Source organism: Hymenobacter translucens (genome assembly GCF_020685205.1).
Taxonomy (GTDB): domain Bacteria; phylum Bacteroidota; class Bacteroidia; order Cytophagales; family Hymenobacteraceae; genus Hymenobacter; species Hymenobacter translucens.
The window spans coordinates 569,003-585,250 of record NZ_JAJERB010000002.1; the positions used below are offsets into that span (position 1 = coordinate 569,003).

The window sequence follows — 16,248 nt, forward strand, 5'->3', positions numbered from 1 at the left end:
CTACTGACAACTGACAACGAACAACCGACAACTAAAAACTATCAACACCTTTGCGCTATGAACAAAACCTACCTGTCTTTGCTGACCGTGGCCTCGGTGGCTGCTGTGGCCGCCTGCCGCTCCAGCCAACCGCCCAAAAGCCTGGCCGGCAACGCCTCCGCCACCGAAACGCCCATCATCGAGCAGAACGCCCCGGCCCGTACTGCTCCCGAAACGCCCCGCCTCACCGTGGACTACCCGAAAACCCGTAAATCCGACCACACCGACGACTACCACGGCACCAAGGTAGCCGACCCCTACCGGTGGCTCGAAGACCTCGACTCGCCCGAAACCAAAGCCTGGGTGGAAGCCCAGAACAAGGTTACCTTCGGCTATCTGGAGCAGATTCCGTTTCGCAACCGTATCAAGGAGCGCCTCACCAAGATCTGGAACTACGAGCGGTTCAGTATCCCGCAGGAAGAAGGCGGGCGCCTGTACTATTCCCGCAACGACGGTTTGCAGAACCAGGGGGTGATGTACACCCAGCAAAGCGGGCAGGAAGGTCAGCCCGACCTGCTGCTGGACCCCAACAAGCTTTCCGCCGACGGCACCACCGCCCTGGCCGGCACCTATTTCTCCCACGACCACCGCTACATGGCGTTTGCTACGTCCGGCGGCGGTTCCGACTGGCAGAAGCTAAAGGTGATGGACCTGAAAACCCGGCAGCCGCTCAAAGACGAGCTCCAGTGGGTGAAGGTATCGGGGGCGGCCTGGTACAAGGACGGCTTCTTCTACAGCCGCTACGATGCGCCCAAGGCCGGCGAAAACCAGCTTTCGGGCAAAAACGAGTTCCACAAGGTCTACTACCACAAGCTCGGTACGCCGCAATCGGCCGACAAGCTCACGTACGAGGACAAGACCATGCCCCTGGGCTTCCGGACCGTGGGCACCACCGAAGATGAGCGTTTCCTGCTGCTTTACCTGACCGATGGCAAGGCGGATGGCAACCGCATCATGGCCCGTGACCTGACCGACCCCAAGCAGGCCGGCAAGTTCACCACGCTGATTTCCAGCTACGAGTACAACAACTCGGTGGTCGGCAACGTGGGTGGGGAGCTGCTCGTGCTCACCAACTACAAGGCCCCGCGCTACCGCGTCGTCCGCATCGACCCGAAAAAGCCCGCCGAGACCAACTGGAAAGTGGTGCTGCCCGAAACCGAGAACAAGCTCGACGACGTGAATCACGTGGGCGGCAAGCTGATCGTGAGCTACCTCAAGGATGCCAGCAGCCAGGTAAAGGTGTATTCCGAGAAGGGGGTACTGGAAAATGAGGTGGAGCTGCCCGCCATCGGCACCGCCACCGGCTTTGGCGGGCACCGCGACGCCAAGGCCGTGTACTACGCCTTCACCTCGTTTACCTACCCCACCACCATCTACCGCTACGACCTGGCCACCAAGCAAAGCACGGTGTTCCGGGCTCCGAAGGTAGACGTGGACCCGGCCGACTACGTGACCACCCAGGTGTTCTACGCCAGCAAGGACGGCACCAAGGTTCCGATGTTCATCACCCACAAGAAAGGCGTGAAGCTCGACGGGCAGAACCCAACGTACCTGTACGCCTACGGGGGCTTTAACATCTCCCTGACGCCCGGCTTCAGCGTAGCGCGGATGCTGTGGCTGGAAAACGGCGGCATCCTGGCCGTGGCCAACCTGCGCGGGGGCGGGGAATACGGCGAGGCCTGGCACCAGGCCGGCATGACGCCCAACAAGCAGAACGTGTTCGACGACTTTATTGCCGCTGCCGAGTATCTGACGGTGCAGAACTACACCAACCCCCAGCGCCTGGCTATTGCCGGTGGCTCCAACGGTGGCCTGCTAGTCGGTGCCATCATGACCCAGCGCCCCGACGTGGCCCACGTAGCGTTGCCCGCCGTGGGCGTGATGGACATGCTGCGCTACCAGAAGTTTACCATCGGCTGGAACTGGGCCCCGGAGTACGGCACGTCCGACAATTACGCCCAGTTTCAGAACCTGGTGAAGTTTTCGCCCCTGCACAACCTGAAGGCCGGCACCACCTACCCGGCCACCATGATTACCACCGCCGACCACGACGACCGGGTGGTGCCCGCGCACTCGTTTAAGTTTGCGGCCACGCTGCAGGAAAAGAACGGCGGGCCTAACCCCCAACTGATTCGCGTGGATGTGAATGCCGGCCACGGGGCGGGCAAAAGCACGGCGCTGCAGATCCAGGAGTGGGCCGACATCTGGTCGTTCTGCTACCAGAACATGGGCGTGAGCCCGTACGGAAAGTAGACCCGAGTGCTGGCCGGGCGCTGACAAGAGGGCGAAACCGGGCCTGGGCAAGCTTCACCCTCGGCGCCCGCCTTAAACCAGAGGATTATCTTTCGCGGCCTGCGTTGTATCTTGCCGCCCCAAACCCAAATGCCCGTCTTATTTCGGCTTATTATGAAGAAAATGATTCTGCTCGGTCTGCTGGCCGGCGCTTCCCTAACGCTGAGCCTAGCCTCCTGCAGCAATCCTGACAACATGCGGGATGAAGATGTGGCCGTGAAGCCCCTGCCCCAGCTGCCCCCTCCCTCGGATACGACCGGCGGCAAGGCCGACGCTAACCTGCCCCGGGAAATCAACGCGGTCAACGCCACCGAGGACATCAAGAAAATGCAGCCTCAGATGTAGTTTTGGCCTTCCGGCTACCATACGCCAGCGCCCGACTGCCCCGCGCAGCCGGGCGCTGCTTTTTTGACCGGCGCTACTCTTGTTCGATTTACCTTACCAGGCACTAACCCCCAAGCACTAAAACCATGCGCTCTGCCAACATCACCATCCGCCGCGGCGTGGAAGCCGACCTGCCCCAGGTCCTGGGTCTGATTCAGGAGCTGGCCGAGTACGAGCGGGCTCCCCAGGAAGTCACCAACACGCTGGCCGACATGCAGCGCGACGGATTCGGTCCCGAACCCATTTTCAAGTTTGTGGTGGCTGAGCGGGCGGCGGATGAAATCGTGGGGCTGGCTTTGTTTTACACGGCCTATTCCACCTGGAAGGGTAAGATGCTTTACCTCGAAGACCTGGTGGTGACGGAACAGGAGCGGGGCACCGGCCTGGGCCGCCTGCTGTTCGATGCCGTGGTGGCCGAGGCCCGGGTAAGCGGAGCCAACCGCCTGAAGTGGCAGGTGCTGGAGTGGAACGAGCCGGCCATCGGCTTCTACAAAAAGATTGGCGCCAACCTCGACCCCGAGTGGCACAACGGCAACATGACCGCCGAGCAGCTTCAGGCGTACGCCTGCGACCCGACCGTAGCGGCCGTCATGGGCGCGAACACCTTGCGGAACGAGTAAACCCAGGCCAGGGAAGCAACCAGCCACGCCGCTCCGGCCATTGCCGCCACGGCAAAGTGGGGCGAGGTGCGTAGCGTCAGCAGCAGCAACCCGACCGAGGCGAGCAGACGCACGGGCTCCAGCAGAAAGGCGCCACGGCGAGCTTCAAATAATGCTCCGCAGGCCAGGGCCGCCCACACGCACCACGCGGCCACGAGGTAGCGCACCAGCGGCTCCATGTTCTTCTGCGTGAACATAAACACAGCCGCGGCGCCCATCAGCGCCACGTACTGGCTGAACACGAACCAGTTCACGGTCTTGGGCGCGCTGGTGGTGTATTTCTGATAATTGCCCGGGTCGACTTCCGGAATCTGGTAGGGGCCGCCCAACTCAGCCGGGCGCCAGCCGGGCCGCCCGACGACCACCCGGACCTTGTTCCAGAAGCCGGGCGTCTGCCGCAGCTGCTCGCGCATCTGGAAGTAGTGGCCGAAGTTGGCCCAGACCGGATTCCAGGAGTTCAATGGAGTGGTGATGCCATACACCGGCGTTTCCTCTTCCTGCTGGAAGGTGCCGAACATCCGGTCCCAGATGATAAAGGTGCCGGCGTAGTTCTTGTCGATGTACTTGGGGTTGCGGCCGTGGTGGACGCGGTGATGCGAAGGCGTGTTCAGCACCCACTCCAGCGGGCCCAGCTTGCCGATAAACTCCGTGTGAATCCAGAACTGGTAGAGCGTGACCAGGGCTGAGGTGTACACAAACCACTCCGTCTCGAAGCCGAGCACAGCCAGGGGCAGGTAAAACAGAAACGTGAACATGCCCTGAAACGAGCTCTGCCGCAGCGCCACCGACAGGTTGTAGTCCTCGCTTTGGTGGTGTACCACGTGCCCGCCCCAGAAAAAGTTGATTTCGTGACTGTAGCGGTGGGCAAAGTAGTAGCACAGATCCGCCAGCACAAACAGCAGCAGCCCCGTAGCCCAGGTGCGGGGCACGTCGAACAGCCGGGCGTGGGTGTACAGCAGCTCGTACACGCCCACGACCCCCACCTTCAGAAAGACGCCCGCAATCTGCGAGGTCATGCCGCAGCTGATGTTGGTGATGGCGTCGTGAAACCGGTACCGCTCGGTGTGCTGCAGGCGCTCCACCAGCAGCTCCACGCCAATCAGCGCGAAGTAGATCGGGATGGACAGGACGATGGGGTTCAGGCTCATGGAAGAAGAGGTAACCGAAGCAGGTCTTCGGCGGGAAAGGTAATGCCAACGGAGGCAGGCGGGCTTTTCAGAGGGTCTGCTACCGCAGGCCGCGTGAAGGAAAGATAAAAAGAAAAGGCCGCTTCGGAAGAAGCGGCCTTTTACCGTGTTTGCAGCCGGGCCGGTCAGCTCCGGCTTTACAGAAGCTTAGGCCACTACTTCCAGCATGGTGCGGAAGGAGGCGTAGCGGCCACCAAAGTGCTTGTCGATTTCCCGGATCAGGGCCGGGGCGGCCACTTTCCGGTACTCTTCGAGCTGTTCCAGGCTGACGCAGTAATACTGAGAGGCGTAGGTGACGCCGTTATCTTCCTCGTTGAGCAGGCGGCAAAGCTGGCTTTTCACGAAAAAGCCGGTTGCCATAACCTCCGGGATGTGTACGTCGCGCATGTAGGCAACCCACTGGTCCTCAATTTCCGGATCAAGGCTCGAAGTGACGTTGTATAGAATCATCTGGTAGGGTCTTGGTTGTGGGGAGCCTAGGCTCCTGGATTTTTGGATCTGGCTTGCTGCCGTAAAAGTCGGCGCAGGTCAGGACAACACAAAAGTTGCCGAAAAAATCGTGACGCCGCTTTATCTGTCAGCAGGCCGGCGCGCAGTTAACTGCTGACAGGAAATTCAAGACCCCAAGGCCCCGGAAATCATACCCGCAGATAATCGAACTGGAAATCCTGAATGCGGGCCTGAATATCCTTGGAGCTCAGCTTTTCCTTGATGGCTGCCTGGACCAGGGCGGGCAGCTCGGCGTCGCCGGCAAAGCGCAGTCCCATAATCTGGCTGAGCGTGAGCTGGGCTTCGAGGGGGCGCAGGCTCTGCCCGGTGAGCTCGAAGTAGCGCTGCCGCACCTCCAGCCGGATGATGCGGTCCTGCAGCTCCAGGGCGTAGTGCTGGCGCAGCATCCACAGCACGCCCAAGCCTACCACGGCCAGCAGCATCACGGTAAACCAGAGCCGCGAAATCTCGTCGTCGTTGCCGGCCACGTTCACGTAGCGCCGGATGCCGTAGATGGCCAGAATAAGGGCGGCGGGCAGCAGCACGAAGTGGTGCCACGGGTAAAACATCTGCTTGTTTTTGGTGGGCTGGTCAGCCATTGGACAAGGAAAAAGAAGTGAGGGGGCAAGAATACAAAAAACTCCGGCCCAGGGGCCGGAGTTTTGACATAACAGCGAAACGGACGAGCAGCTAGCTGGCTTTGGCCGCTTTCTTGGCTTCCTTGGCGCGGCGCTTCTCCTCGCGGGCCAGCTTCTGCGCTTCCTTTTCCTTGCGCTTGGCTTCCTTGGCCTGGGCCTGCTGCTCTTTCAGCTGGCGCTTCTGCTCCTTAAGCTGCTGCTGCTGCTCTTTCAGCTGCGCCTTGCTGTCCTTTACCGCGCTGGCGCTGGCATCGGACTGCTGCTTCTGGGCATTCAGCGCGGCCTTTGATTCGGCAGCGCGCTGCTGGAGCATCTGCACCCGGGCCTGGGCAGTATCGGTTGGAGTGGTCGACTGGGCCTGCGCCGTGCTGATGAACAGGGTGGCAACGGCGAGTATGGCGAGAATCTTTTTCATGACGAACGGAGAGGTTATGGTACGGTTGGGCCTGTAACGTAACCGGTGCGCCATAGTTGGTGTGCCCGCTCTATTCCTCAAGGTAGTCCAGGTCCTTGCCGTAGCTTTCCGGCAGGGTAGTTACGGCCCAGAAAGCAATGAGCAGCGACACCACCCCGATGATGGCCGCGCTGCCGATAATGCCCAGCGCGTGCCCGCCTACGTCCAGGCCCGAAAGTCCCTTGAACAGCGGCACGAGCAGCACTACCGAGCCCCGGGCAAAGTTCGGGGCCGTGGTGGCGACGGTGGCCCGCAGGTTGGTGCCGAACTGCTCGGCCGCCACGGTCACGAACAGCGCCCAGAACCCTACGGTGATGCCGAGCACAAAGCAAACGGCGTAGAACGCCGTAGGTGAGGCTCCCCGGATGGCAAACAGATACACCCCGCACAGCAGCCCGCACAGGATCAGGAACAGCTGCAGGGCCCGGTTGCGGCTGCGCAGCAGCTGACTGAGCGTGCCGCTGGCAAAGTCGCCGAACACCAGCCCGAAGTAGCACCAGAACACGCCCAGCCCCGCCGAAACCGGGCCGGTGATACCTAGGGCCCGGCCAAACTCAGGAGCCAGCGTTATCAGGATGCCGACCACAAACCAGAGCGGCACGCCGATGAGCAGGCACTTCAGGTAGCGGGTCAGGCGGGGGGCGTTAGTAAACAGGCTGAGGAAGTTGCCACGCGCCGCACCGGTCGATTTCGTGTGCTCAAACATGCCCGACTCGTACACGCCCACCCGCAGCGCCAGCAGGGCCAGTCCGAGGCCGCCGCCCACGAAATAGGCATTGCGCCAGCCCAGGGCTTCGCCCACCCAGTAGGCCAGCATGGCGCCCGATACGCCCACGGTGGCCACAATCATGGTACCGTAGCCCCGCTTTTCCTTGGGCAGTGTTTCCGAAACCAGCGTGATGCCCGCGCCCAGCTCCCCGGCCAGGCCTATGCCCGCAATCAGCCGCAGCCAGGCGTACTGGTCGATGGTCTGCACCAGGCCGTTGGCAATGTTAGCCAGGGAATACAGCAGGATGGAGCCGAACAGCACCGACAGCCGCCCCCGCTTGTCGCCCAGAATACCCCACAGTACGCCGCCAAGCAGCATTCCGCCCATCTGCATGTTGATTAGGTACAAACCCTGGTTGGTCACGGCGTCGGGGTCGGTAATGCCCAGGGACTTCAGACTTTCGACCCGCACGATGCTGAACAGAATCAGGTCGTAGATATCGACGAAGTACCCAAGCGAGGCCACGATGACGATGGCACTGAACAGCGAGGCGGTTTTGGGAGCCGGTGAGGCGGGACCAGTGGTGATGGCCATAGGAGAGTAGGAGCGAAGCAGCGGATGGAAGCCGAATATTAGGCAGATTTCGCTGATGTTGCCGGCATGGCCTCCCCCGCGTCGCAGCAGCCGTGCTGTCCGGGCAGCGGCGCATCCTGCTCAATCTGTACCGTACAGTGACCAATGTTGAACTCGTGCACAAGGTCGTGCTGCAGGTTCTGCAGGAACTGGTTGCCGTCGGAACCCACGCCGGGGCGGACGAGGTGGGCCGTGAGAGCGGTTTCGTTGGTGCTGAGTGGCCACACGTGCAGGTCGTGGACCTGCGTCACGCCGGGCCGGGCCAGCAGGAAAGTGCGCACGGCCTCCAGGTCGATGCCGGCAGGAACGGCCTGCAGGCTGAGCTGCACGGTTTCGCGCAGCAGGCCCCACGAGCCGTAGGCAATCAGCCCGAGGATGCCGAAGCTGATGGCCGGGTCGAGCCAGTGCCAGCCCGTCCAGTACACTACCGCTCCGCCTACCACTACACCCGCCGACACCAGTGCGTCGGTGAGCATGTGCAGGTAGGCACCGCGCACGTTTACATCGCCCTTCTGCCCGCTACTGAAAAGCCAGGCCGTAAAGCCATTCACCGCAATGCCCAGGCCCGCCAGCAGCATCACTGCCTTGCCGTTTACCGGCTCGGGGCTGCGCAGGTGGTGCAGCGTATCCCAGAGAATAAAGCCCAGCGCCAGGTACAGCAGCGCGGCATTCAGCAGCGCCGCCTGAATCGTGGCGCTTTTCAGGCCGTAGGTGTACCGCTTCGACGACGGCCGCCCCGCCAGCCAGGCGGCACCCCAGGCCAGGGCTAGGCTCAGCACGTCGCTCAGGTTATGGCCCGCGTCGGACAGCAGGGCCGAGGAGTTGGCCCACAGCCCGCCCGCAACCTCGCCGGCCACGAACAGCAGATTCAGTCCGATGCCCACGCCAAACGCGCGGCCGTAGTGCATCGGGCCGTGGTCGTGCGCGTGGCCGTGGGAGTGCCCGTGAGAATGGTGGGAATGGTTGTGCGCCATAAAAGCTGAATCGTCGGACCCTGGCTAAACGCAGCGGAGCGACTTTGGGTGCCGGCGGCAGGACCTCATCACAACGCTAGGCATGGAGGAGCTACCAGTTTAAGAAGCAGCAGAGGCGAAGGTAAACGAAACCCGTTGGTGAGGGCTATAGGCTGATTTAAGAAAAGAAAGTTGCGTTTGGAAGTAATGAAAGCGTAACGGGTTGAAGACGTGGCGGTAATAGGCTATGCAGAGATTTGGGCGGTTGAATTATATACCTAAATCCCCTGCTCCATGAAAGCCCTGACCCGCCGCCTGTTGCGCCAGTTTGCCGCCCTCGTCAAGCCTATTGCCCGCCCCGCTGCCGACGAAAACGAAACCCTGTTCGTGTGAGCAGCCCAACTCAGCGGCGGCAAGGCTACCGCCCGGCAGCCTTTGGGTACCGGCTGGCCGCAAAGGCTCCCGGGCGCTGTCAAACTGACAGCCGGATGGAGGCTGGAATAGGTTTTGAAACACCCGCTCCGACGATGCCCGCCCCGGTTAGGCAGGCATTTCGTCCGGTTTTTACGTTTCTAACCCTTCAGCCAACGCGCTATGCAAGAGAAAGGCAGCATCTCGATTCACACCGAGAATATCTTTCCCATCATTAAGAAATTCCTGTACTCCGACCACGAAATCTTCCTGCGGGAGCTGGTGTCCAACGCCGTCGACGCCACCCAGAAGCTGAAAAGTCTGGGCCAGCTGGGCGAGTTCAAAGGAGAGCTGGGCGAGCTGAAAGTAAAGGTGAGCGTGGACAAGGAAGCGCGCACCATCACTGTGTCGGACCGTGGCCTGGGCATGACGGGCGAGGAAATCAAGAAGTACATCAACCAGATTGCCTTTTCCGGTGCCACCGAGTTCGTCGAGAAGTACAAGGATTCCGACTCCGGCGCCAAAGACCAGATTATCGGGCAGTTCGGCCTGGGCTTCTACTCGGCCTTTATGGTAGCCAAAGAGGTTGAAATCTTCTCGAAGAGCTACAAGGACGACACCGAAGGCGCCCACTGGACCTGCGACGGCAGCACCGAGTTCAGCCTCGAAACCACCGACAAGCAGGACCGCGGTACCGACGTGGTGCTGCACGTCGCCGAGGACTCCGATGAGTTTCTGGAGGAAGCGCGTCTGCGTACTATCCTGACCAAGTACTGCAAGTTCCTGCCCATCGAAATCGAGTTCGGGGGTGAGGTCATCAACCAGACCCAGCCGATCTGGGCCAAGCAGCCCGCCGAGCTGACCGACGAGGACTACCAGAGCTTCTACCAGGAGCTGTACCCGATGTCGGAGCCGCCCCTGTTCTGGATTCACCTGAACGTGGACTATCCGTTCAACCTGACGGGCATCCTGTACTTCCCCAAGGTGAAGGACGAGCTGCAGTTCTCGCGCAACAAGATTCAGCTCTATTCCCGCCAGGTGTTTATCACCGACGAGGTGAAGGATGTAGTGCCCGAGTTCCTGATGCTGCTCCACGGCGTCATCGACTCGCCCGACATTCCGCTGAACGTGTCGCGCTCTTTCCTGCAGGCCGACGCCAACGTCAAGAAAATCAACTCCTACATCACCAAGAAAGTCGCCGACAAGCTGAGTGAGCTGTTCCGCAAGGACCGGGCGGGCTACGAGGAGAAGTGGTCTGACATCGGCCTGTTCATCAAGTACGGCATGCTGTCGGACGAGAAGTTCTACGACAAGGCCAAGGACTTCGTGCTGGTGCAGAACACCGCCGGCAAAGCCTTCACGCTGACCGAGTACACGGAGTCAGTGCAGGCCAACCAGAAAGACAAGAACGAGCAGACCGTGATGCTCTACACCACTGACCCCGAGGCCCAGCACTCCTTTGTGCAGGCGGCCCTCGACCGGGGCTACGACGTGCTCAGGCTTGACGCCGTGCTCGACTCCCACTTTATCGGGCAGCTCGAGCAGAAGCTGGAGAAAACCACCTTCAAGCGCGTCGATGCCGACACCATCGGCAAGCTGATCGAGAAAGAGGAAGCCACCGAGAGCGTACTCAGCGACGACGACAAGACGCGGGTGCAGGAGCTGTACACCAAGGCCATCAGCAACCAGCACATGCACGTGCAGGTGGAGGCGCTGTCACCCCAGGATGCGCCGGTTATCATCACCCTGCCCGAGTTTATGCGCCGAATGAAGGATATGCAGCGTGTGGGCGGCGGGGGCGGCATGTCCTTTATGGGCAACTTCCCCGACTCTTACACCGTGAGCGTGAATGCCAACCACCCCATCACCCAGCGCGTGCTCAGCGCCGAGGGGGAGGCGGGCGAGCAGCTGGCCCGTCAGGCCTTCGACTTGGCTCTGCTGGCCCAGAACCTGCTGAAAGGGGAGGCTCTTACCGCCTTCGTGAAGCGCAGCGCTGACCTGCTGGCTGCCGGCTAGTAACTGGTCTTTCGTAAGTGAAACGCCTGTTGGGTCTTCGGATGCGGCAGGCGTTTTCGATTTCACGACCCGGCTGACCAGCTTCTTCCCCAATTCACAACTTCACGGCCCGGGCACCAAATCCCTATATCTTTACGTTCGAGGTTGCAACTATTGCCCGTCCGCTTAATGCTCACCTGCCGCTCCCTGTTCTTTCTGCTCGTCTGCCTGGCTGCCGGGCTCGGCTCCTGCTCGAAGAAGACCGTTTCCTTCAACAGCCGGCCGGAGTCGGGCCTCACGGCGGGCACCATTAGCCGCGACTCGCTGACCACGGCCCGCGACACCACCAATGCGCCCTCCCTGGTGGCCAAGCAGGTGGTGATGACCAAAGAGCAGGAGCGGGCTGCCAAGGAAAAGGAAAAGGAAAGCCAGCGGAAGGTCAAAAAGAAGAAAAACGTCTTTCTGGGCGAGCGGATCAAGAAGGGCATTACCAAGTCGGGGCCCAAGGGACGCAACCAGGTCATTGAGATTTTCTACTACCTCAAGTTTTTCAAGCAGCCCAGCACCTACGCCACCACCGTTTACTATTTCAGTCCCAAGAAGCGCAAGATCTTCTCGGCCCGCACCGAACTGAACCCGGCCACCGACAAGGTGATGCATGGTCCCTACAAAAAGCTCGTGGGTGGCAAGGTGGTCGAAACCGGCTACTACGCCTTTGGCACCAAGCACCTGCGCTGGGAGAAATTTACGAATACCAACATCCTGGTCAGCAAGCTGCACTACGAAATGGGCTTCCCGCGCGACGCCAACGTGTCGTACTACGATGCCGACCGTAAGCTCGTGAAGGAAGTAATTCCCTTCGTCGACGGCAAAACCGAGGGCGACTACGTGCGCTACCTCGAAAACGGGCAGCGCGACTGGGAGGGGCAGTTCGAGAATGGCAAGAAAATCGGCGTCTGGACCAAGTACTGGGGTTTCCGGACCCGCAACCACCGCCGCTACGAGTTCCAGTATGGGGAATCGGGCTCAGACCCGGAAGTTACCGAGCCGGTGCTTATCCGCGAATACAACCGCAACGGTGGCCTGATCTACGACAAGGAAAAGGGCATCGACAAGCGGGATGTCACCGCTGAGCGGCCGGGCTCCAAGTGAAAGCTGAAGTTGATGGGTAATTGCTGATTGTTGTAAAAAGCATTCTAGCAGGGGCCTGCTCCATCCGGGGCAGGCTTTTTCGTGGGCCCCTCCGGAAAATAATCCGCTTTCAACAATCAACAACCATCAGTAAAACGCGTCCTCGAAATGCTCGACGCGGAATCCCTGGCGGAGCGGAGTCAGCGCCAGAATGTCGAAGCGGATGTCGCCCTGCCAGCCGGTTTCTTCCTGGAACTGCTCGGCAGCCTGCCGGAAGAGCTGCCGCTTCCGCTCAGTTACAAATTCCTCCGGGTTGCCAAACTGGCTGGAGGAGCGCGCCTTGACTTCCACGAACACCAGCAGGCAGTGCTCCTGCCGAACGATTATATCGACTTCGGCCCGGCGGTGCCGGTAGTTGCGCTGTACCAGCTCGTACCCCTTGCCAACAAGATATTCCGCGGCAGCATCTTCACCGGCACGGCCGAGCTCATGATGGGCAGGAGGCATAGGATATGGGGGCTGAGGGAAAGGTTGGAGCCAAATCTAGTACCTTTGTGCACCTGGTTAGCTGCCGCGGCTGTGTCCGGCGCGTCAGGTTTTTGCCAGCTCCACAACAACAGGATGGCCGGCAGCGCGTAGCACTCTTCGGCAGCCGGCTTTTCTTTTACACGTACTGCGTTATGCATTCTGGTTTGTCTACATCTGCTGCTTTGGGTACTGTTGCAGCCCCCGGGCTTGCGCTGCCCAACCGGCGGGTGCAGGTAGAGCGGCTGGGGCTGGTAAACTACGAAGCCGCCTGGGCCTACCAGGAAAAGCTCTTGGCCGATACTTTGGTCGTCAAAACCCGGAACCGGCTGGCGGCCGAAGCCGGCACACCCCTCGAACCCACGCCCAACTACCTGCTGCTCTGTGAGCATCCGCACGTGTATACCCTGGGCAAAAGCGGGAAGCCCGAGCACCTGCTGCTCGACGAGGCCGGGCTGAGCCGGTATGGCGCCACGTTCCACCGCATCAACCGCGGCGGCGACATCACCTACCACGGTCCCGGCCAGCTGGTAGGCTACCCCATTCTCGACCTCGACAACTTCTTCAACGACATTCACCGCTACCTCCGCGTACTGGAGGAAGCCATAATTCTGACCCTGGCCGACTACGGCGTGGCGGCCGGCCGGATTGCGGGCCTGACCGGCGTGTGGATCGATTTTGAGGACGGAGCACCCAACCCACGCAAGATCTGCGCTATGGGGGTGAAGTGCAGCCGCTGGGTGACCATGCATGGCTTCGCCTTCAACGTCAGCCCCGACCTTTCCTATTTCGGCCACATCGTACCCTGCGGCATTACCGACAAGGCCGTGACTTCCCTGGAGCGGGAGCTGGGCCGGGCTGTATCCATGCCGGAAGTGCAGGAGCGGGTCGTGCGGCACCTAGCGGCCCAGCTTCCGGCCGAACTCGTCAGCTGATTCTTGCTATGAAAAACGATATTGTCTTTGACCCGGTGGAAGGAGTGTCGGTGGCCATTGTACCCGCCGAAGATGTGGCGCTGGAAGATGGTCAGCCCGGCTGGCAGGTGTATTTGCTCAACCACAACTCGTTTAACCTCGAGAACGTCATTGTGAGCTCGAACGGCTATGGGCTCGACAGGCACGGCGAAACCGTGCGAACCTCTACGCTGCGGCACGTGTTTCCGCTCGTCGAGGCCCACAGCGTAGTGCCCATCGAGCCCATCGACCCGGGCGTGTTCCACCTCAACAACCAATACTGGGTTAGCTACTACCGGGGCTCTCAGATATTTGACAAGAAGTTCATCTTTGTGCCCGATTCCATTATTGAGGCCAATCTGACTCCCATTGCCCTGCTTGGCCGCGACGGGATCCTGCATAGTTAGCGGCCAGCCGGCCGGCTCTTCGTGGGTTCGCGCCTATTTGCTTAATTTTGAGGCAGTATATGATGACAAATACACTCGCAATTTCCTTGGCCCTGTCTTTCTTCTGGGCCTTTCTGGTGGCCCTGTTCGCGGTGCCTTCTATCATCTACATTGCCCATCTGAAGAACATGCTCGACACGCCCAACGTGCGGACTGTGCATGAGTCGCTGACGCCCCGCCTGGGTGGCGTAGCAGTATTCGCCGGCTTTATGTCGGCCCTTACCATCTTCGCCCCAATGGGCAACGGCCTGCAGCAGCTGCTGGCCGGCTGCATCGTGCTCTTCTTCGTAGGCCTTAAGGACGACCTGGTCAGTATCTCCGTTTCCAAGAAGTTTGTGGGCCAGTTGCTGGCTACAGGCATTGTCATGATTATGGCTGATATCCGGGTTACCAGCTTCCAGGGTATTCTCGGGATTTACGAGCTGCCCATCGGCATCAGCTACGCCTTTACATTTCTGGCCATTGTCGGCATCACCAACGCCATCAACCTGATCGACGGCCTTGATGGCTTGGCCGGTACCATCACCCTGATCATCGTCAGCACCTTCGGCTACTACTTCTACGCCTACGGTGGGGAGAACTACCAGAACTACGTCTACGTCGCCGTGTGCGTCATCGGGGGCATGCTGGGTTTTCTGCGCTACAACTTTCACCGGGCCACCATCTTCATGGGTGACACCGGCTCCCTGCTGTGCGGCTTTATTGTGTCCATTCTGACCATCCAGTTTATCGAGATGGGGAAGAACGTGGGCGGAGCTTTCGGCTCCTCGTCGCCGGCCGTGGCGCTGGGCATTCTGTTCGTGCCGCTCTTCGATACGCTGCGCGTATTTACTGTCCGCATGATGGCCGGCCGCTCACCTTTCTCCCCGGATAAGAACCACATCCACCACCGTATCCTGGCCATGGGCTTTCAGCAGATCAGCACCGTTATGCTCCTGGGGTTGCTTAATCTGGTGGTGATTCTGTTTGTTATCAACTTCGCCTATCTGGGCAATATCCTGCTGATTGCAGCCCTGGCGGTGTTTTCCGTAGTACTGAGCGTGTTTCTGGGCGTGTACCAGAACCGCAGCGCCCAGCAGCGGGTAGCATCCTGATTACGGCGACATACAAGTGAGACAGGCTGGGGTTCGGACGCTGGTACTGCTGGGGTGGCTTTGGCTGCTGGCTGGTCGCGTCGCGGCCGCTGAGTATCGCCCCCTGCCGCCCGCGCCCCGGGCCGGCCTAACTTCCGACTGGCTGATTTTCGATGCGCCGCGGAACCGCCTGATCCTGTTTCTGCCCGATTATCACACGCCGGCCCGGGCCTATTACCAGTGGATCAGCTTCCGCCCCAGCCAGGCCCTACCCATCAGCTTTCCGGCCCGCAAGGACCTGAGCTTGTTTCTGGACAACCGGTTGGTGTTCACCGCAACCAGCACGGCATCCTACTCGCTCGATCTAAGCCGGCTAATCCCGCCTGGCACCCCGCCGGGACCCCATTTGCTGTGCGTCTGGCACCCGGAAGTGCCCCCGGCCATTTCCTCGTTTTCAAACGCAGCTGGCGCTACCGCTGCCAAGCCCGGCGTGGTAGCCGGCTCTCCCCTGCAGGTGATGCCCCGGGTGCGCGGGCACCAGGGCCAAAACGTCTTTGTCTGCTTTCTACTGATCATCGGCCTGCTGTACGGTGGCATCCGCATTGCCTACCAACCTGGCTTTGCCCGCATCTATCAGCTGGAACGGCTCTGGAGCAACAGCCCTGACGACCAGGATTTTCTGACCAAGCCCACCATCACCTGGCTGAATCTACTGCTCGTCCTGGTTTTCTCGCTGTCCCTGGCGTTACTGCTGGTAGCCATCCATACCAACATTCAAAGCATTGTGATTCTGCGTCGCCTGTTCGATGTGCCCGAGTCCGCCATTGTAGTCCGGATACTGTTCTACGCTGCGCTGGTTGCCACATTTATCCTGGGTAAATATTTGTTCCTGGAACTGATGGGCTACATTTTCGACGTGACACCCCTGGTAATAGTACAATATCGGGAGTTTGTTCGCACTATTCTGTTTATGGGTTTGTTCCTGCCTGCGGTTATGGTCCTCTATCTGGGCCTGAACCAGAAACTGCCCGAGACGGTGCTTTGGATATCCAATGGGGTGGTTTCCTTTATGTTGATTGCCACGGTTGTCCGCACAGCCCGCACGCTGCAGCGTAGGACCTCCCTCCTCAATCTGCATTTGTTTTCTTACCTTTGCGCCACAGAAGTAATTCCACTGGTCATTTTGCTTAAAGTGGTCGTTTTCACCTTCTAAGGTATCCCGTACTCTTCTCCGGACAGTACTTCCCACAAACCCTCCTTATTGACCTAGATTTACC

The 16,248-nt window shown here is 60.2% G+C and carries 16 protein-coding genes; 9 read left to right on the forward strand and 7 right to left on the reverse strand.

Annotated features, from left to right (window positions below):
- Positions 1-57 precede the first annotated feature (57 nt).
- From LJY25_RS06125 to LJY25_RS06135, 3 genes are all read left to right on the forward strand, one after another.
- Complete coding sequence (locus tag LJY25_RS06125; RefSeq protein WP_227607356.1) at positions 58-2,292, forward strand: prolyl oligopeptidase family serine peptidase; 2,235 nt, start codon at positions 58-60, stop codon at positions 2,290-2,292.
- A gap of 153 nt (positions 2,293-2,445) precedes the next feature.
- Positions 2,446-2,676: a hypothetical protein gene (locus LJY25_RS06130; RefSeq protein WP_227607357.1), complete on the forward strand. Its 231-nt coding sequence runs from the start codon at positions 2,446-2,448 to the stop codon at positions 2,674-2,676.
- Between the two features lie 125 nt (positions 2,677-2,801).
- The gene (locus tag LJY25_RS06135; RefSeq protein WP_227607358.1) at positions 2,802-3,335 is read left to right on the forward strand and encodes a GNAT family N-acetyltransferase; all 534 of its coding nucleotides are present in this window, start codon (positions 2,802-2,804) and stop codon (positions 3,333-3,335) included.
- On the opposite strand, the gene LJY25_RS06140 is transcribed toward LJY25_RS06135, so the two are convergent.
- From LJY25_RS06140 to LJY25_RS06165, 6 genes are all read right to left on the reverse strand, one after another.
- Positions 3,269-4,522, reverse strand: coding sequence for a sterol desaturase family protein (locus tag LJY25_RS06140; RefSeq protein WP_227607359.1), 1,254 nt, complete (start codon positions 4,520-4,522; stop codon positions 3,269-3,271). The two genes, LJY25_RS06135 and LJY25_RS06140, sit on opposite strands and share 67 nt — an antisense overlap.
- A 186-nt stretch (positions 4,523-4,708) precedes the next feature.
- Positions 4,709-5,011, reverse strand: a complete 303-nt coding sequence (locus LJY25_RS06145) for a DUF4286 family protein (protein ID WP_227607360.1) — start codon at positions 5,009-5,011, stop codon at positions 4,709-4,711.
- Positions 5,012-5,199: 188 nt separating this feature from the next.
- Positions 5,200-5,649, reverse strand: coding sequence for a DUF6526 family protein (locus tag LJY25_RS06150; protein WP_227607361.1), 450 nt, complete (start codon positions 5,647-5,649; stop codon positions 5,200-5,202).
- Between the two features lie 91 nt (positions 5,650-5,740).
- Entirely contained in the window at positions 5,741-6,103 is a 363-nt protein-coding gene (locus LJY25_RS06155; protein ID WP_227607362.1) for a hypothetical protein, read from the reverse strand.
- Between the two features lie 70 nt (positions 6,104-6,173).
- Positions 6,174-7,445 (reverse strand): MFS transporter, encoded by a 1,272-nt coding sequence (locus LJY25_RS06160; protein ID WP_227607363.1) that lies wholly within the window; start codon positions 7,443-7,445, stop codon positions 6,174-6,176.
- A gap of 38 nt (positions 7,446-7,483) precedes the next feature.
- The gene (locus LJY25_RS06165; RefSeq protein ID WP_227607364.1) at positions 7,484-8,458 is read right to left on the reverse strand and encodes a cation diffusion facilitator family transporter; all 975 of its coding nucleotides are present in this window, start codon (positions 8,456-8,458) and stop codon (positions 7,484-7,486) included.
- A 573-nt stretch (positions 8,459-9,031) separates the two neighbouring features.
- On the opposite strand from LJY25_RS06165, the gene htpG reads away from it, so the two are divergent.
- Positions 9,032-10,864 carry a molecular chaperone HtpG gene (gene htpG, locus LJY25_RS06170; protein WP_227607365.1) on the forward strand — a complete coding sequence of 611 codons (1,833 nt, stop codon included), beginning with the start codon at positions 9,032-9,034 and terminating at the stop codon, positions 10,862-10,864.
- 168 nt (positions 10,865-11,032) lie between these two features.
- Complete coding sequence (locus tag LJY25_RS06175; RefSeq protein ID WP_227607367.1) at positions 11,033-11,995, forward strand: toxin-antitoxin system YwqK family antitoxin; 963 nt, start codon at positions 11,033-11,035, stop codon at positions 11,993-11,995.
- A gap of 126 nt (positions 11,996-12,121) precedes the next feature.
- Here the strand turns inward: LJY25_RS06175 and LJY25_RS06180 are convergent, their stop codons facing one another.
- A complete protein-coding gene (locus LJY25_RS06180) occupies positions 12,122-12,481 on the reverse strand; it encodes a YraN family protein (RefSeq protein ID WP_227607368.1) in 360 nt (119 codons plus the stop codon).
- Positions 12,482-12,684: 203 nt separating this feature from the next.
- Between LJY25_RS06180 and lipB the strand changes: the two genes are divergently transcribed.
- The 4 genes from lipB to LJY25_RS21350 all read left to right on the forward strand — a co-directional run bounded on the left by lipB (position 12,685) and on the right by LJY25_RS21350 (position 16,184).
- A complete protein-coding gene (lipB, locus tag LJY25_RS06185; RefSeq protein WP_227607370.1) occupies positions 12,685-13,434 on the forward strand; it encodes a lipoyl(octanoyl) transferase LipB in 750 nt (249 codons plus the stop codon).
- Positions 13,435-13,442: 8 nt separating this feature from the next.
- Complete coding sequence (locus LJY25_RS06190; RefSeq protein WP_227607371.1) at positions 13,443-13,859, forward strand: hypothetical protein; 417 nt, start codon at positions 13,443-13,445, stop codon at positions 13,857-13,859.
- A gap of 86 nt (positions 13,860-13,945) precedes the next feature.
- Complete coding sequence (locus LJY25_RS06195; RefSeq protein WP_227607373.1) at positions 13,946-14,992, forward strand: MraY family glycosyltransferase; 1,047 nt, start codon at positions 13,946-13,948, stop codon at positions 14,990-14,992.
- A 16-nt stretch (positions 14,993-15,008) separates the two neighbouring features.
- Positions 15,009-16,184: a DUF4271 domain-containing protein gene (locus LJY25_RS21350; RefSeq protein ID WP_227607374.1), complete on the forward strand. Its 1,176-nt coding sequence runs from the start codon at positions 15,009-15,011 to the stop codon at positions 16,182-16,184.
- The last annotated feature ends 64 nt before the right edge of the window (positions 16,185-16,248 follow it).

Excerpts from the sequence above, each read along its gene's own strand:
- LJY25_RS06125 (WP_227607356.1), top strand. The coding sequence starts at position 58 with ATGAACAAAACCTACCTGTCTTTGCTGACCGTGGCCTCGGTGGCTGCT.
- LJY25_RS06130 (WP_227607357.1), top strand. The coding sequence starts at position 2,446 with ATGAAGAAAATGATTCTGCTCGGTCTGCTGGCCGGCGCTTCCCTAACG.
- LJY25_RS06135 (WP_227607358.1), top strand. The coding sequence starts at position 2,802 with ATGCGCTCTGCCAACATCACCATCCGCCGCGGCGTGGAAGCCGACCTG.
- LJY25_RS06140 (WP_227607359.1), bottom strand. The coding sequence starts at position 4,522 with ATGAGCCTGAACCCCATCGTCCTGTCCATCCCGATCTACTTCGCGCTG.
- LJY25_RS06145 (WP_227607360.1), bottom strand. The coding sequence starts at position 5,011 with ATGATTCTATACAACGTCACTTCGAGCCTTGATCCGGAAATTGAGGAC.
- LJY25_RS06150 (WP_227607361.1), bottom strand. The coding sequence starts at position 5,649 with ATGGCTGACCAGCCCACCAAAAACAAGCAGATGTTTTACCCGTGGCAC.
- LJY25_RS06155 (WP_227607362.1), bottom strand. The coding sequence starts at position 6,103 with ATGAAAAAGATTCTCGCCATACTCGCCGTTGCCACCCTGTTCATCAGC.
- LJY25_RS06160 (WP_227607363.1), bottom strand. The coding sequence starts at position 7,445 with ATGGCCATCACCACTGGTCCCGCCTCACCGGCTCCCAAAACCGCCTCG.
- LJY25_RS06165 (WP_227607364.1), bottom strand. The coding sequence starts at position 8,458 with ATGGCGCACAACCATTCCCACCATTCTCACGGGCACTCCCACGGCCAC.
- htpG (WP_227607365.1), top strand. The coding sequence starts at position 9,032 with ATGCAAGAGAAAGGCAGCATCTCGATTCACACCGAGAATATCTTTCCC.
- LJY25_RS06175 (WP_227607367.1), top strand. The coding sequence starts at position 11,033 with ATGCTCACCTGCCGCTCCCTGTTCTTTCTGCTCGTCTGCCTGGCTGCC.
- LJY25_RS06180 (WP_227607368.1), bottom strand. The coding sequence starts at position 12,481 with ATGCCTCCTGCCCATCATGAGCTCGGCCGTGCCGGTGAAGATGCTGCC.
- LJY25_RS06190 (WP_227607371.1), top strand. The coding sequence starts at position 13,443 with ATGAAAAACGATATTGTCTTTGACCCGGTGGAAGGAGTGTCGGTGGCC.